Raw genomic sequence first — 17,448 nt, 5'->3', positions numbered from 1 at the left:
GTTATAGCTCTCCCGGGATATCCGGGTACTCTACATTGAAGTGTTGCCGCCCAATCAAGGATCAGACGGCAAGCAATCCATTAACGCTTGGAACGAACTGCTGAACTGCTTCTGCTCTTGAACATATGAATATTTTCCAGTGCTTTACCTGTGCCGATCGCTACGCAATCTAGCGGATTCTCCGCAACAATGACAGGCATTCCTGTCTCTCCAGCCAGCAGCTTATCCAGATTGCGAAGCAGAGCTCCGCCGCCTGTCAGGACAATTCCCCGATCCATAATGTCTGCTGCAAGCTCAGGAGGGCACTTCTCAAGTGTTACTTTTACCGCTTCAACAATAGCATTCACGGTGTCTGCCAGAGCTTCGCTGATCTCATCAGAAGTAATGGTAATCGTCTTCGGCAGACCTGTTACCAGATCACGTCCGCGAATTTCCATCGTTTCCACTTGTTCCAGCGGCATAGCTGAACCGATATCCATCTTCAACTGTTCGGATGTACGTTCACCGATCATCAGATTGTATTGGCGTTTGATGTACTGAATCACGGATTCATCCATCTCGTCACCTGCTACACGCACCGAACGGCTGGTTACGATACCACCTAGAGAAATGACTGCCACTTCAGTTGTACCGCCACCAATATCAACGACCATACTGCCTGTCGGTTCCCATACGGGCAGATCTGCACCAATAGCGGCTGCAAATGGTTCTTCGATCGTGTAAGCCTCACGTGCTCCTGCCTGTTTGGTCGCATCTTCAACTGCACGTTGTTCCACGGCCGTAATTCCGGATGGTACACATACCATCACGTTAGGATGACGCTGAAACATAGAGCGTTGCTTCTGTGCCTGACGAATAAAGTATTTGATCATCGTTGCAGTAGTATCGAAGTCAGCAATTACGCCATCTTTCATTGGACGAATAGCGCGGATATTGCCAGGTGTACGTCCAATCATTTTTTTAGCGGACTCACCCACAGCCTCGATACTTTTTGTATCCGTACGCAGTGCGACAACCGAAGGCTCGCGCACCACAATTCCTTTTCCACGTACATAAACCAGCGTATTCGCTGTCCCCAAATCAATACCCAAATCTTTCGTAAAACCACCAAACATGACGTATTCTCCTTTTCTGCCTCATATTGCTGCTCCTGTTTCATTACAAGAGCATAACTTTCATTCCCACGAAACCGTGGAGCTAATATTCGCATGTAGTATTTTGAATCTGAATCTGCAAAGTAAAGTGAACCTATCTTTGACGGACACGTCCGTTATCATTCATAGGAAAACATCAACGCCAACCATTATATTATACCAAGCCCTTCTCCTTCAAACTTACGTATGTTCCATCACCAATAACAAGGTGGTCCAGAACGTCAATGCCCACGATTGCGCCGGCTTCAATCAGTCTTTTGGTTATCTGAATATCTTCCGGACTAGGCGTTGGATCACCGCTGGGATGGTTATGTGCGCACACAATTGAGGCACTGCTACATTTGATGGCGGCACGAAATACTTCACGCGGATGTACAATTGAAGCATTCAGGCTGCCCATGGAGAGTGTTTCCTGAGCTATGATATGATTTTTGCTATTCAAAAAAAGACACACAAAATGTTCTTTCTGCAAATAACGCAGTTGTTCCATTAGAATATCCGCAGCATCACGCGGTGTACGGATCGATGTCGATGGAGCAAGCCGACTCTTGGCAATCCGATGGCCCAGTTCAATACCTGCTTTAAGCTGAACCGCTTTGGCTTGTCCAATGCCCTTCATAGCTGTCATCTCTTCAAGGCTCAGATCCATCAACGAACGGATGCCACCTGCTTGATTCAGTATCCGCTGTGCCATATGCATGGCGGATTCCTTTCTCGTTCCTGTTCGAAGTAATATAGCAAGCAATTCGGTATGACTCAAGGCGCCCGCCCCATATTCCATCATGCGTTCTCTCGGGCGATCTTCCTGGGGGATGTCGCGCATCATGTATTGAGGCGACTCCATACGTTCCCTCTTTTCACAGCATCCGTTTTGATTATGTTTGTGGCAACACGTACACGCCAAATCCCTCCAGCATGTCACTGAGCAGAGATAGTGGCAAGCCTACCACATTAAAATAACATCCTTCAATGCGGTCGATCAGTGAAGCGCCAATGCCTTGAATAGCATATGACCCTGCTTTGTCTGAAGGTTCTCCCGTCTTCACGTACGCACGAATCGTAGCTTCAGACAGTTCCTTCATCGTTACATCCGTCTGACGATAATGCACCACCGAATGTCCGGTAGCTGCATCGATACAAGCAACACCCGTAAACACACGATGTTCCCGTCCTTGCAGACGTGACAACATCTGCTCAGCATCAGACTCATCCACAGGCTTGCCCAGAATCTCATTGTCAAGCACAACAACGGTATCACTGCCGACGATAATGGCATCCTTACTGCTACCTTCCAGTCCACGATACACAGCAAGCGCCTTGCGAAGAGCCAATTCTTGCACGGTCTGTTCTGGGGTCCAGTCTGATGGTGTATTCTCATCGGCATAACTCGGTATAACTTCAAACGCTAAATGGAGTGACGCGATCAGTTCCTTGCGCCGCGGCGATGTGGAGGCCAGAATAATCGGGCGCTGTTCTGTGTTATTCGACATTAACGGCTCCTTATACTACGGCAACATCTGTCCGAATCACAATAATAGATGTCACTAGTTTATTTTTTTGGTCAACATTCGTCATTCTCCTACAGTCTGCGATACAGCCACACAGCCGCAATAATACCAATCAGACTCAGGAGGCTCATTTGAAATTGAAATGAAAGGTCATAACTGAAAATATCGAGATCAGCCTGGGGCGACCAGCGAATCGTCGTGACCTTGGTTAAAAAGGCTACAGCTTTAACAGGCTGCAGTGCCTTGGCGATCCACGCTCCGGCCATCCAGCCAAGCAGCAGAAACAATAATAACACGCCGAAGTTTTTTTTCATCGGTTAATCTTCCCTCGCCATTTTTTGACACCCACATTATTATACGGGGTTTTGTACGTCAATACAAACACAAATCCGGCAGGGGGAACTATTTCCAGTTCCTTGCCGGATAGGAGTTTTGAGGCGTTGTTATGAGAATAGGAGCTTTATTGCTTTATAGACTCAAGCCACTTTTTCTGTTGGAGCACATACTCCATCAAATCTGACTGTACCGCCCACATGTGAACAGCGTCCGGATTTTTATTATACTCTGCAATGGCTGTTATCGCACTGTTCATCGATTTCTCCATGCTGGTCACAACCGGTTGAACGTCTACCGCCATTCCAGGCGCAAGGCTCTTTATGCCGGTCAACCACGTTTGATGCTGCGTCTGTAGTGCTTCCATCATCTCTGGTGAAATGGCTGCTTGTACTGACTGACCCAATTGCTGGATCGAGAGTGTTGATAACTGATCGACAAGCGCGGAGCTGTTTTTGAAGAAAAGAGCAACGTCCTCCTGCTTATTACCAAAGATCGCCGGATCCACCGCCGGATTGACGATTTCTTTGACATATAATTCCACTCCCTGAGACTTTAGTCTGGTACTGAGGAGCTTGGCCTCCTCACGATCCGCAGAGATGCCGGCATATACGCGATTGCCATCTTCAGGGTCCGAACTCGCAGCTAAGCCCGTTTGGGTGAGTTCAAGCTTCGCTTGTTCCGCTCGCTCCGGAGAACTAAACACTCCATATTGTAGGGCATAATATGTACCGCCTGCAGATGAAATTTCAAGTTGCCCTGCTGTTCCGGCCTCCCCCTCCTGACCTGACACAGTAGAAATGCTCTGATTCACAGGAAGCATTTCATCCGGTTTCACCACGTTCTCCTTGTTAAAAAGGGACAAAATAACCATACCGAACAGTGCTCCGGTTACCAATGCCCCTGAAACAGAGCCGATCATCTTCCAGCCTCTGGGAGGACGATTTCGTTTATATGAATAGTTCTCCGATTCGATCATCCAGTTATGGCCCTGATCCAGATCTTGACTTCTTTCCGAATCAAATTCATATTTATCATCCTGCATATTCCGATCTGAGGCGTAGTTTGTATGGGGTGAACGGGAAGCATCTGCCAGAATCGTCCCTCCCCAATCCATAGGCATGTCCTCTACTGCCATTGATGAACTAGAGGTGTTGTTTGTGTCTGGTTCAGGCTTCGGCAACGACTGTACTGTATTAGGCAAATTTTCGTTCATTGTGACCAGTGTACTGGATGCCGTCATCCCCTGCTTTTCCAGCTTGTCCGACTCCTGATCTCCGAAGCGAAACGTCATTCTGGCGTTGCTCACCCGTACCCTCTCCTTTGTCCCATTTATATCATCTATATGTTGAGATGGAGGATAACATTCCACGGAATGATTAAATCTTCAGACTTTCTAATCATATGAATCCCAAGCCAAAAACGCCTGGCTCCATGAAGAAGACAGACGTTTTAAGTACGGTACCCGTTGATCAAAAGGTTCATGGAACATATACTCCGATGAGAAATCACAAGAATAGTAGCGATTGTTCCCCAATTTGTTGATCCCTAAGTTCAACTTGCATCATTTTGAAATCACAAAATTATTTCAAACCTTTGGCGAGTATATCGCCCACTTTCCAAATATCCCCTGCGCCCATCGTAAGCACAAGATCTCCTGGTTGTAGCCGCGGCTCTAGATCAGCCACAACTTCCTCTTTGGTCGGCAGGTATCTTGCTGATGCATTGCTGTTCTGCACGATCAGTTCAACGAGTCTTGCGGAGTGTACACCTTCAATCTGCTTTTCACCGGCAGGAGAATAGATATCGGTAATCAGCACCTCATCCGCCTCGGCAAAAGCCCGGCTGAACGCATCCAGCAGGAAAAATGTCCGTGTATAACGCTGTGGCTGAAATACAGCAATTATTCGTTTACCTGTCGCTTTCGCCGCACTAATTGTAGCTTCAATTTCTGTAGGGTGATGAGCGTAATCGTCGATAATGAGCATATCACGCGCCTCACCCAACACCTGAAATCTGCGTTTCGCCCCATGGAATTGCACGATAGCTGCTGTAATCTTCTCAAACGGAATGCCTGCTTCAAGACAGGTAATAACCGTAGCCATCGCATTGTAGACGTTGTGTTTACCAGGTACTGACAACTCCACTGTTCCCATCGCTGTACCTCGATGATTCATGGTGAACGAGATACGGCGATCCCCGAGAACGATATCTGTAGCTGTGTAATCAGCAGCCTGCTCGATGCCGTAAGTTGTAATGCGAGACTTGAGATGCGGCAAAATAGCCTGCACATTTTCATCATCAGCGCATACAATGGCTGTGCCCTCTGGACGAATCTGACTGAGGAACTGTACATAGGCTTTCTTTAGTTCCTCGAAGTCACTGTTATAATTCTCTAGATGGTCAGCTTCAATGTTCGTTACGATGCCAAGCCAAGGATGGTACTGTAAAAAAGAGCCATCGCTCTCGTCCGCTTCCGCGACAACCCACTCGCCTTGACCTGCTTTGGCATTGGTTCCCAAATTCATGATTTCTCCACCTATAATATAGGTAGGATCTATTTCACATTGCTCCATAACCAGTGCGATCATGGAAGAAGTTGTCGTTTTGCCATGCGCACCTGCAACGGCCACGCCTTTGCGCTCGTTTAACAGACGTGCCAGCATTTGAGCGCGATGAAGGATTGGTATGTTTAGCTGCTCCGCAGCTACACGTTCCACATTATCCGCAGGAGCTGCTGTAGAGTAAACGACAAGATCCGCCCCGTTCACATGCTCCGCGGTATGTCCAATATATATTTTCGCCCCTTTGGCTGCCAACTTCTCTGTCAACTCCTGTGAAGCGACATCCGATCCGGTAACGGTATATCCCATCTCCAGCATAACCCGGGCGATGGCACTCATGCCATAACCGCCAATCCCTATAAAATGAACATGTTCCGATGTGTTTAACAAAACTTTCACCAACCTTTTTCAGAATCGGTTTGATGCAAAAGGGCCGCCCGCACGTCCGCAATCAGATAAAGCGTGCCGGAAACCACCCCCAGATCCTCCGCTTCCGTCCGTGACTTCAATAGATCAAGTGCCTTTGCCCAGTTCGGCTCGACGATGATATCCAGTTCCTGCTTCGCAATGGCGGGACGTACCCGTTCGACAATCTGCAACAATTCGGTTGCAGCCATTTTACGGCGGAAATCTGGCTCGGTCAGGATCAGCGTATCCACTAGTGGCAGTATATGCTGCAAATATGCTTCGTGATGCTTATTCGCCAGCATACCCATCATCAAAATTAACTTTTTTTGGGGATAACCGTCGATAATGCTCTTGGCAAGCGATTCTGCCCCTTCAGGATTATGCGCTCCATCGAGTACAATCAGTGGATTGTCACTGACTTTCTCAAATCTTCCCGCCCAGAAGGCATTCTCAAAACCAAGTTTAATATCGTCTTCATCCAGCATAAATGCCATATATTGTCTTAGTAATTCAAGAGACATTAATGCAGCAACAGCATTATCACATTGATATACACCTTGCATACGAATGTGAATATTCAGATCACGGAATGGACCGGAGAACTGAAGCGTTTGTCCATCCTTGCTACTTTCAAGTCTTTGGTATGAAAATTGGTCCCCAGCCAAGTACACCGTTGATTGCAATCGCTTCGCTCTCTCCTGAATGACCTTTACGGCTTCAGGTTGTACAGCACAGGTTACAACGGGTACACCCGGCTTAATGATGCCCGCCTTTTCATGTGCAATCTGCTCAACGGTATCTCCAAGGATATCCGTATGATCCATACCGATATTGGTGATGACGGACACAACGGGAGTAACAATATTCGTTACGTCCATCCTTCCCCCAAGCCCAGTCTCCCATACTACAATATCGGGGTAACACTCTTCCGCATAATATAGCAGTGCCAGTGCCGTCGATACTTCAAACATCGTCGGTGATCCGAGCGGTGTTGACGCCATTTCTTTTACGAGAGGAAGCAAACGATTCGACAGCTTTAACAATGTCTCTTCTGGGATGTCTTCACCGTTATATTGAAAACGGTTTGTAAACTTGGTGATATAAGGTGATGTAAACGTTCCAACGTCATATCCCGCTTGAAGCAGTACTGACGTCAAAAAAGCGCAAGTCGAACCTTTACCGTTCGTTCCCGCGACATGAATGAATTTGAGCCGTTGGTGCGGATTACCAAGCTGTGACATCAGGCTTTCAATACGTTCAAGCCCAGGCCTGATACCAAAAGGAATAAGGCCATTGATCCAATCCACGGCCTCATCATACGTCTGTAAAGGAGTAGCTTTATCTGTCCCGTTTAATTCCGTCATCTGATTCACCTTCAGTTCCCTGTTTGATTGAAGATTGAAAAAAGCAGCCGGATGGCGCCAAAAGCGTTCCATCCGCCCCTTTTTGATATTACCCTTTGAGCTCTTTGATTCGTGCGATGACTTTATCCCGTTTATCCGAATAATCCGCTTGTTTGGCGCGTTCTTCCTCGATAACTTTAGCAGGAGCCTTCGCTACGAATCCCTCATTCGCCAGTTTTTTCTCCACACGGAGTACTTCACCTTCAAGGTTCTGAAGTTCTTTCTCCAGACGAGCTACTTCCTGCTCAATATCAATCAGACCTGCGAGCGGCAAGTACAATTCCGCTCCCGTGATGATCGCTGTCATGGCTTTGTCTGGTGAACTCAGATCCAATCCGCTCTCGAATTCGGATGTATTACAGAAGCGTTTGATGTAATGACTGTTGCGTTCGATAATACTAGATGCTTCTTCACTGTTCGCTTTGACCATTAATTCGATCTTTTTGCTCATCGGCACATTCACTTCGGCACGGATGTTCCGAACAGCGCGAATGGTATCCATCAGCAAGTTCATCTCCGCAACAGCTCCCGGATTCTCCAGCGCAGGGTCGTATACTGGCCAGGAAGCAAGTGTAATGGTCTCTCCCTCATGAGGCAGATGTTGCCAGATCTCTTCAGAGATGTATGGCATGAACGGATGAATCAGGCGCATGGTCTGATCCAGCACGTAGGCCAGCACCGATTGTGTTTTCTTTTTCGCAACCGGATCTTCTCCGTAGAATGACAGCTTGGCGAATTCGATGTACCAGTCACACAGATCATCCCAGATAAAGTTGTACAATACACGCCCTGTTTCCCCAAACTCATACGCATCGATTAGACGCGTAATATCTCGGGAAGTTTCGTTGAGGCGGTGCAAAATCCAATAATCCGCTGTTCCAAGCTCACCGCTGATGTCACGATCTTCATAAGTGAAACCTTCCAGATTCATCAACGCAAAGCGGGAAGCATTCCAGATTTTGTTGGCGAAGTTACGAGCCTGCTCGACCCGCTCCCAGCGGAAACGCAAATCCTGTCCCGGAGTACTGCTGGTCGAGATCATGTAACGCATCGCATCTGCACCGTACTTCTCGATAACATCCAGCGGATCTACACCGTTCCCAAGAGACTTGGACATCTTACGTCCATCAGCGTCACGTACAAGACCATGCATCAGTACATCCTTGAACGGAATTTCATCCGTAAATTCCAGAGCAGTGAAGATCATACGCGCCACCCAGAAATAAATGATGTCATAACCTGTAACGAGTACATTTGTTGGATAATAACGCTGCAGATCATCTGTATTTTCAGGCCAGCCCAATGTAGAGAACGGCCATAGTGCCGAGCTAAACCACGTATCCAGAACGTCCTCATCCTGTTTCAGCTTGCGCCCTGCATATTCAGGCAATGTTGTTGGATCTTCTGCGGATACAATCACTTCACCTGTTTCTTCATCGTACCAAGCAGGAATACGATGTCCCCACCACAGTTGACGGGAAATACACCAGTCACGAACGTTTTCAATCCAGTTCAGATACGTTTTCTCAAAACGATCCGGAACAAAGTTAACCCCTTCGCCGCTTTGCTGCTTTTTGATTGCTCTCTCCGCGAGTGGTTTCATCTCTACGAACCATTGTGTGGACAAGTAAGGCTCCACTACTGCTCCGGTGCGCTCACTGTGTCCAACCTGGTGCATATGATCTTCAATATTAATCAGGACACCTTGTTCTTTCAGATCAGCCACGATCTGTTTGCGGCATTCGCTACGATCCAGCCCCTGATATTTGCCAGCTTCCGCATTCATTGTTCCACTTTCATCCATAACGGTAATTTGAGGCAAGTCATGACGTAAACCTACTTCAAAGTCATTCGGATCATGCGCAGGTGTGATTTTCACTGCACCGCTACCGAACTCTTTGTCTACGTAGTCATCCGCAATGACTGGAATCTCACGACCGATGATTGGCAATACGAGTGTTTTACCGATCATGTCTGCATAACGTTCATCTTTAGGATGAACGGCAACAGCAGAATCACCCAGCATCGTTTCCGGACGTGTCGTTGCCACAGTAATGTGACCACTCCCGTCTTTGAGCGGATAACGTAGATGATAGAGATGACCCTGAACTTCCTTATATTCAACCTCAATATCCGAGAGCGCAGTACGATTCACCGGATCCCAGTTAATGATACGTTTACCGCGATAAATAAGACCTTTCTCATATAACTGCACAAATACTTTACGCACCGCTTTGGATAGACCTTCATCCAGCGTAAAACGTTCACGGGAGTAGTCGAGAGACAGACCCATTTTGCCCCATTGCTGACGAATGGTTGTAGCGTACTGGTCTTTCCAATCCCAGACTTTCTCCAGAAACTTCTCACGTCCCAGATCATAACGCGTCAATCCATCTTCACGCAGCTTCTGTTCCACTTTCGTCTGAGTCGCAATACCTGCGTGGTCGGAACCTGGCAACCAAAGTGCGTCATAACCCTGCATCCGTTTTGTACGAATGAGGATATCCTGCAGGGTAAAGTCAAGTGCATGACCAATGTGAAGCATACCTGTTACGTTCGGTGGTGGAATTACAATGGTATATGGCTCGGCATCCTTGCGTTTACCCGCTTGGAAATACCCGCGCTCCGTCCAGGTGGAGTACCATTTATCTTCTGCCGCCTTCGGATCGTAAGTCGTCGGCATTTCAGTTGTTGCTTTTTTTTGTTCAGACATGTTTCATTCCTCCGTTACGTCATCTTCATCGCTAAAAAAACAAAAAAACCTTTCATCCATCAAAGGACGAAAGGTTAGCTTTCGCGGTACCACCTTTGTTTCACGCTGATAACAGAGATCATGGTTCATGCTCTCAATCGGACGGCGTGACACTTCAAGCAGATAACGGCTGCGACCGGCCTATCCTACCTCCGAGGTTAATGATTGTATTACATCCACCTCCAGTACTCAAACAGGCAACTCCCGGGCGACTTCGATCAGTTGGTTCCTGCGGAATCTCACAGCGCATCGATCCCACTCTCTGAAAGGTCATACTGTCTACTACTCCCGATCCACGTCATTATTCAAAAAATCCTAAACACATCATACCTTGCTCGTGCGTGATAGTCAACCTGACAACAGCGGAACGAGGTTATTAGATAACCAAAATGTTCAAAAACAGGTACAACCCGCAATTCCTATGAGGAATTACGGGCTGTTTTATAGGATACGGTATCCTGAACCTAGTGACTAAGGAATGTATAGAATCTGTCCTTCTTCAACAACCTGTTCAGTTAATCGATTATATAACTGAAGCTCCCTGGTGCTAAGCTGATATCTGTCTGCAATGGCATCGAGTGTTTCTTCGCGCTGTACGATGCACAGCTTGACTTTGCGGAATGGCGTCTGATCCACAATCGTACCCAGGAACAGATTTTTCCATTCTACATCTTCTGCCTGACGATCCTCTTCCGAAACAACTCCATCTGAAACCTCCTCACTGCGTTCACCCTCAACTTCACGGACGGCCCGGCCGGATGATAACAGGGAAGAAATGCCCACGCCTTCTTCTTCTCTTCGTGACGATTCTTTCTTGCTACCAAAAGCAACCTTAAGCTCTGGCTTGTCTTCCGCCTCAGCTATTGCCTCAGGGAGGAATTCCTCATTCTGTAACAGCGAGGCTTCCTCTGCCACTTCCAGTGAAGGCCGATCTTCTTCGGGCTGAGCCGGTTCAGATCCAGCAAATACATCTTGCCAGTTCTCGGTCTGCGGCTGTGCCACAGCATTCGAAATGAACTGCTCTTCTTGCGAACCACTTGACCGCGCTTCTTCAAAGTGCCATACCTCAGGCGTGGTCTCTTCAAGAGGTTTCCAAGCTGCTTCAGAACGCGCCTGCTCAGAAGCCTCTGAACTCCATAATCCTGAATTTTCGGATACACTATTTACCGAAGGTTCAGACCATGCTGAGGCTTCATCTTCTATCGGAAGCAATGGCTCCGCTTCAGGATAAGAAGCTAGTCTGTCAGCCGTTTCAGCCATGAATGACGAGATTGGAGAAGGGACTTCATGCATTTCATGTGATGCCTGTGATGGTACAATCCCCTCATCTGAATCAGGCAATCTATTTTCATCCGATTCATCCGTTGAAGCAACATCAGATGGTAGTGGCTCGGCAGATGACTGGTTCCAGTAGGCTTGCGATAGTTCTTCATACCCTGATTGCTGTTCACTTCTTGGCGACAAATCAGCAGATTCCGGAGAACCATATGCAACAAGCTCAGCCGCATTCGCCAGCTCTTGCTCTTCGTTACGCAACCCGGCTTGTTCCGACAGCTCCAACAGCTCGGACTGCTCTGTCTGACTCAATTCGTTCTCTCTGCTGTCAGGCTGAGCCTCGGGGGAATGAACAACCGTGAATTCATCTGCCGACCACACTTGTGGCTCCTCGACCGGGAAACCTTCAATCCCTCGCAGGGACAATACACCTGTAATGTTCAGACTTCGACTGGATAACAGGTCTACATCAAAATTTTCAATCTCGATTGAAATATCATCAATGGATCTAACCCGGTTCAATGGCACGGTAATTTCGACTGGAATAAAATGCTTTAATTCCTCCGAATCCTCGCTCTCCCCCCGGTATGTTCCTGTAAGTAGCAGATGCCCCCTCAAGGTGGCATGGTCGTCCTGTCCAATCACCTGAATACGCGGATAGAGTTCAATTTCCTCCAATTCCTCAATGGCAGGCACTCCCTCAGACAAATGAACGCGCTCATAAATATCGAACCGCAAACCGTATGGTTGATTCAACAAAGGTGGCGTCCTCCTTTCGGCATATGTTCACCATGATCCTTCTCATGGGACTGATCCATGGTCCAATCCTTCGTTACCCATCTATATGCCTGAACTAGGGTGGGCATGCCACCTTTGTTAAAAAAGCCCGTTCTGTTTGCTACACTTTTTAAACACCTTAGAAAGCCAAAAACAAAAAAACAGACCCAGTAAATCAGGTCTGTCCTTCTACGCTATGACTCTCCCTCGCTGCCAATTGTTCAAAATCCGCTGGCCAGGGGTCTTGTACTTCAATTAAGGCTCCGGTTAATGGATGGTTAAAGCTCAGCACTTCGCCATGCAATGCCTGCCTGCCTATGATGTCCGAACGCCCCCCGTACAGTTTGTCACCGACAAGAGGGTAGCCAGCATAGCTGAGATGCACGCGAATCTGGTGTGTACGCCCTGTTTCCAGCTTCAGACGTACCAGCGTTGCCCTCTCCCATACATGCACGATGTCCACATGAGTAATTGCATCCTGGCCTCCTTCGGAGACACGTCTGCGTTGCTTGTGGTGCCTGTCCTTACCAATCGGCGCATCAATCTTGCGGAGATCACTGGGTACTTGTCCGCCTGTGATAGCAACATACTGACGATCAATTGCTTTGAGACGCATCGCTTCATCCAGTTTCGCGAGCGCAAAAGCATTTTTGGCATATAAAACAGGACCGGTCGTATCTTCATCCAGACGATGAACATGACGTACACTGGTCTCGATCCCATTGATCTCATAATACGAAGCTACCGCATGATCCAGCGTAACGACCTGTTCTTCACGACTTCCATCCGGATGAAGCTTCATACCGGCCGGTTTGTGCACGACGAGACAGAAATCATCCTCATACAATACATCCAGATCAGCCCAGCGTGTCTCCACACCCAGCGGTTGCACAGCAAAAAGGGCCAGCCGAAGCCGGTCCCCTGCTAGCTGTACTCCCTGGGTTGCCTTGAGCTGACGCAGCAACTTCTCCGGGAACTTGAGTTCAGACAGGAGCCACTGTTCAGCAGCAGCTTGTCTGTCCTCTTTTCCAGTCACCGCCTTGCCTGGCATCAGCTCAAGCCATTGACCGCGACGTTTCCAGCTTTTTATACTCATAGCGACTGCAAAGCCTTACGGTTGGCCTCAATGGTATCCTCGATATCCTGCTCCGTATGCACACCGGACACAAACATCCCTTCATACTGGGACGGCGCCACGCTAACGCCTTGATCAATCATCGCTGCAAAATAACGGCGGAACTGATCCAGGTTGCTTTCTTTGGCAATATCATAATTCGTTACCGGTACAGCACTGAAGAATGGGCACACCATTGAACCGACACGGTTAATTGTTACCGCCACACCTGCTTCTGCTGCATTTTTCTCGAATCCAGCCTGCAAACGTGCAGACAACATCTCCAAACGATCATAAACTTCCGGTGTCAAAAGTCTCAGCGTCGTATAACCTGCAGCCATAGCCAGCGGATTACCACTTAGTGTACCCGCCTGATAGATTGGGCCTGTCGGCGCAATCTGTTCCATCAGATCCCGGCGACCGCCATATGCTCCTACAGGAAGACCGCCGCCGATAACTTTACCCAGACACGTTAAATCCGGTGTAACGCCAAAACGACCTTGTGCACAGTGAAGTCCTACACGGAAACCCGTCATCACCTCATCAAAGATGAGCAGGCTTCCATACTCCGTAGTCACACTACGCAATCCTTCCAGAAAACCGGCAGCTGGAGGTACGACACCCATATTGCCAGCAACTGGCTCCACGATTACACCCGCAATTTCTTCTCCGTATCGTTCAAAGGCAAGACGCACGGACTGCAAATCATTGTAAGGAACCGTAATTGTATTCACGGCCACACCTTCGGGCACTCCAGGACTGTCCGGCAGTCCAAGGGTGGCTACCCCTGATCCAGCTTTGATCAGCAAACTGTCGGCATGGCCATGGTAGGAACCTTCAAATTTCAAAATTTTACTACGTCCCGTTGACCCGCGTGCCAATCGAATGGCACTCATCGTTGCTTCCGTACCGGAATTCACCATGCGCACGATATCGATGGAAGGCACACGCTCGCACACCAGCTTTGCCATCTCTGTCTCAAGCAGGGTTGGTGCACCGAAACTTGTGCCCTTAAGAGCTGTCTCCCGGAGTGCTTCCACAACTTCAGGATGAGCATGTCCCATAATCAGCGGGCCCCATGAACCTACGTAATCAATGAACGCATTGCCATCAATATCGTAAATTTTGGAGCCCTCACCGCGTTCGGCATAGATCGGTGTGAGTCCGACAGATTTGAATGCCCGAACCGGACTATTCACTCCTCCAGGTATGTACTGCTTGGCTTCCTCAAATGCGCTGCGTGAGCGCTCATCATTGCGACGATTGCCTTGTTGTGCAGTCAATGAACATCCTCCTTAATATAAAGACCTCGCTTGCAGAGAGACTGATGCATTTAATGACTAGATAAGTTGAACTCAAGCTGCCCTCTCCGTTTCAGTGTAAATGATCTGTTCAACTTACATAGTCTGCCGCACCACTCTCTAAAAAAGCAAGGTCTATAGGTTTTATTGGCATAGATAAAGAACATATATGGTTACTCGTTGGTAGTCATTGGTTTACTTTTCAGCCAGCCATCTTGATGCATCTTTGGCGTAATACGTAATAATCATATCTGCCCCGGCACGTTTCATGCTGAGCAAGATTTCCATGGCCACCTTTTTCTCATCAATCCATCCTTGAATTGCGGCCGCCTTCACCATTGCATACTCCCCGCTTACATTATAAGCAACGAGCGGAAGATCAAACTGATCCTTGATGGTACGCATAATATCGAGATAGGAAAGTGATGGTTTCACCATCAGCATGTCCGCTCCCTCCAGCACATCCGTTTCCGCTTCGCGCAACGCTTCTCGAGCATTCGCCGGGTCCATCTGATAGGATTTCCGGTCTCCGAATTGCGGTGTGGAATCTGCTGCTTCACGGAATGGGCCATAAAATGCTGAAGCGTATTTGACGGAATAAGACATAATCGGAATATGATTAAATCCATTCTCATCCAGCCCTGCACGAATAGCCTGTACAAATCCATCCATCATATTTGACGGTGCAATAATATCTGCGCCTGCCTTCGCTTGCGATACGGCTGTTTTCACCAGCAGTTCCAAGGACTCGTCATTCAGAACATCACCGCAGATATGTCCATCAATCTCCGTAGTGTGCACCATTCCGCAGTGACCATGATCGGTGAATTCACATAGACAAGTGTCTGCAATCACCAGCAATTCGGGATACCAGGATTTGATCAATCTCGTCGCTTCCTGCACAATGCCATCCTCTGCAAAACCGGATGAACCTACACTGTCTTTTGTTTCCGGAATCCCGAACAGCAGTACAGCCGGAATGCCAAGCTCTGCTATTTCCGTGACTTCTTCCTGCAGACGGTCCAGCGAGAAACGGAATACACCCGGCATCGATTTAATCTCGGACTTTACATTTTCACCGTATGTGACATAGATCGGTTGAATAAAATCATCCACAGTCAAGTGTGTCTCTCTTACCATGTTGCGAATACCTGCCGATTGACGTAAACGGCGATGACGTACGATTGGAAAACCCATCTATCTTTTACCTCCTAAAATTTCATTTTGTAAAAAGGGAAGCGCGCTGGTTCTTCTCGAATTCAGCACGCTTCATATGTTCAGCCGAAGCTAGTCCAACTTAATTGTTGACAATACCGACACTGCCAGCACGTTTCCACTCACACAAAACATCGATCAAGCTAGTCATTGTCGCTTCTTTCGCCATAAGAGTAACCTCCAGTCCAACAGCCTCCGCAGTCTTCGCGGTAACCGGACCAATACAAGCAACCTCTACTCCCTTCAGCAACGGCAACGGATCTTCCACACCCATTCGTTTCAGCATCTTCATGAAGTTTTTCACGGTGGATGAGCTTGTAAAGGTCACTGCATGAATACCGCCCTCTTCAAGAAGCTTAAGTAATTCGTCATCATCCTCACCTGCAAGAATGGTGTCATAGATGATCGCCTCGGTAACGTGCAGTCCGCGTGCTGACAATTGCTCCGGCAACCACGACCGTGCGAGATCACCGTGTGGAATCAGCACGGTCTGGCCTGCCTTCAACTCACTTTCAAATGCTTCGAGCATGCCTTCTGCCTGAAAAGGCCCTTTGACAACTTCGGGTGCAATACCGTGCTTGCGCAGTGCTTCTGCCGTAGATGGTCCTACTGCTGCAATTCTCGCCTGATGAAGTGAGCGAATGTCCTTACCTTCGTTTTCCAGATGACGGAAGAAAAACTCCACGCCATTGACACTTGTGAAAAAGACCCAATCAAACGTATTTAACGCATGCAGTGCATCTTTGACACTTTGTTTGGAGGATTCACTAGACGGCATAACCGTCTCAATGACTGGGAACTCATAGGGTTCACCACCGAGTTCTTCAATGCGATTCACCAGTTCACTCGCCTGACTGCGAGCACGGGTAACCAGAATTCGTTTGCCAAACAGCGGCAGCACCTCTGCCCATTTCAATTGCTCCCGCTGGTTGACCACATCTCCAACAACGATGACAGCTGGTGGCTGAAAATTCGCCGCAATGACTTTAGCTTCGATATCTTCCAGCGTACCCGTGATGGTATCCTGTTCTGCCCGAGTTCCCCAACGTACAAGCGCCACAGGTGTGCTAGCCGGACGACCATGACGAATGAGCTGTTCGCTAATATAGCCGATCTTGGCAACCCCCATCATAAACACCAGTGTGCCCGTAGCGTTGGTTACTTTATCCCATTGAATACTGCGATCCAGCTTGTCCGGGCTTTCATGTCCGGTAATGATCGAGATGGAGGAAGCATAATCCCTGTGTGTCACCGGAATACCTGCATATGCCGGCACGCTGATGGCTGCGGTTACTCCAGGTACAATCTCAAACGGAATACCGTTTTTGTGCAGCAACTCTGCCTCTTCCCCTACCCGTCCGAATATGGTCGGATCTCCGCCTTTCAAACGCACAACCACTTTGCCTCCAAGCGCCAAATCCACAAGTAGCTGGTTAATCTCTTCCTGTTTCATCGTATGTCGATCCGGTCGTTTCCCCACATAAATTTTGACTGCACCGGGTTTCATCAGTTTCAACAATCGCGGACTCGCGAGTCGATCATAAACCACGGCGTCAGCCTTGCCTATGCTTTCCCAACCTTTTACCGTAATCAGCCTTGCATCCCCAGGACCCGCACCTACCAAAAAGACTTTCCCCGCCATGC

At 48.2% G+C, this 17,448-nt stretch carries 13 protein-coding genes and 1 other annotated feature; all 13 genes read right to left on the bottom strand.

Annotated features, from left to right (window positions below; translation table 11 throughout):
* Window positions 1-80 precede the first annotated feature (80 nt).
* The 13 genes from H7T88_RS02170 to cobA all read right to left on the bottom strand — a co-directional run bounded on the left by H7T88_RS02170 (window position 81) and on the right by cobA (window position 17,446).
* Window positions 81-1,115: a rod shape-determining protein gene (locus H7T88_RS02170; RefSeq protein ID WP_090919103.1), complete on the bottom strand. Its 1,035-nt coding sequence runs from the start codon at window positions 1,113-1,115 to the stop codon at window positions 81-83.
* Window positions 1,116-1,308: 193 nt separating this feature from the next.
* A complete protein-coding gene (gene radC, locus H7T88_RS02165; protein ID WP_154890965.1) occupies window positions 1,309-1,998 on the bottom strand; it encodes a RadC family protein in 690 nt (229 codons plus the stop codon).
* Window positions 1,999-2,029: 31 nt separating this feature from the next.
* Window positions 2,030-2,644: a Maf family protein gene (locus tag H7T88_RS02160; protein ID WP_123064555.1), complete on the bottom strand. Its 615-nt coding sequence runs from the start codon at window positions 2,642-2,644 to the stop codon at window positions 2,030-2,032.
* 89 nt (window positions 2,645-2,733) lie between these two features.
* Complete coding sequence (locus H7T88_RS02155) at window positions 2,734-2,976, bottom strand: DUF4321 domain-containing protein (RefSeq protein WP_090919108.1); 243 nt, start codon at window positions 2,974-2,976, stop codon at window positions 2,734-2,736.
* Between the two features lie 146 nt (window positions 2,977-3,122).
* Window positions 3,123-4,304 (bottom strand): SPOR domain-containing protein, encoded by a 1,182-nt coding sequence (locus tag H7T88_RS29000; RefSeq protein WP_221786621.1) that lies wholly within the window; start codon window positions 4,302-4,304, stop codon window positions 3,123-3,125.
* Window positions 4,305-4,578: 274 nt separating this feature from the next.
* Window positions 4,579-5,949: a UDP-N-acetylmuramate--L-alanine ligase gene (gene murC / locus H7T88_RS02145; protein ID WP_145335310.1), complete on the bottom strand. Its 1,371-nt coding sequence runs from the start codon at window positions 5,947-5,949 to the stop codon at window positions 4,579-4,581.
* Between the two features lie 5 nt (window positions 5,950-5,954).
* A complete protein-coding gene (locus H7T88_RS02140; RefSeq protein WP_154960643.1) occupies window positions 5,955-7,331 on the bottom strand; it encodes a bifunctional folylpolyglutamate synthase/dihydrofolate synthase in 1,377 nt (458 codons plus the stop codon).
* An 88-nt stretch (window positions 7,332-7,419) separates the two neighbouring features.
* Window positions 7,420-10,083 carry a valine--tRNA ligase gene (locus H7T88_RS02135; protein WP_221786620.1) on the bottom strand — a complete coding sequence of 888 codons (2,664 nt, stop codon included), beginning with the start codon at window positions 10,081-10,083 and terminating at the stop codon, window positions 7,420-7,422.
* Window positions 10,084-10,142: 59 nt separating this feature from the next.
* Window positions 10,143-10,427 (bottom strand) — a binding site (T-box leader).
* Window positions 10,428-10,593: 166 nt separating this feature from the next.
* Window positions 10,594-12,156: a LysM peptidoglycan-binding domain-containing protein gene (locus H7T88_RS02130; protein ID WP_221786611.1), complete on the bottom strand. Its 1,563-nt coding sequence runs from the start codon at window positions 12,154-12,156 to the stop codon at window positions 10,594-10,596.
* Between the two features lie 193 nt (window positions 12,157-12,349).
* A complete protein-coding gene (locus tag H7T88_RS02125; RefSeq protein ID WP_154890969.1) occupies window positions 12,350-13,270 on the bottom strand; it encodes an RluA family pseudouridine synthase in 921 nt (306 codons plus the stop codon).
* A complete protein-coding gene (gene hemL, locus H7T88_RS02120; protein ID WP_221786609.1) occupies window positions 13,267-14,571 on the bottom strand; it encodes a glutamate-1-semialdehyde 2,1-aminomutase in 1,305 nt (434 codons plus the stop codon). Before hemL ends, H7T88_RS02125 begins: the two co-directional genes overlap by 4 nt.
* Window positions 14,572-14,784: 213 nt before the next feature.
* Window positions 14,785-15,786 carry a porphobilinogen synthase gene (gene hemB, locus H7T88_RS02115; RefSeq protein ID WP_090919123.1) on the bottom strand — a complete coding sequence of 334 codons (1,002 nt, stop codon included), beginning with the start codon at window positions 15,784-15,786 and terminating at the stop codon, window positions 14,785-14,787.
* Between the two features lie 100 nt (window positions 15,787-15,886).
* Window positions 15,887-17,446, bottom strand: a complete 1,560-nt coding sequence (gene cobA, locus H7T88_RS02110; protein WP_221786608.1) for a uroporphyrinogen-III C-methyltransferase — start codon at window positions 17,444-17,446, stop codon at window positions 15,887-15,889.
* Between the last annotated feature and the right edge of the window lie 2 nt (window positions 17,447-17,448).

It is taken from the genome of Paenibacillus cucumis (ex Kampfer et al. 2016) (genome assembly GCF_019748695.1).
GTDB classification, from domain to species: domain Bacteria; phylum Bacillota; class Bacilli; order Paenibacillales; family Paenibacillaceae; genus Paenibacillus; species Paenibacillus polysaccharolyticus.
The sequence above is the reverse complement of the archived record's forward strand: the minus strand, read 5'-3'. Positions and strand labels throughout refer to the sequence as shown.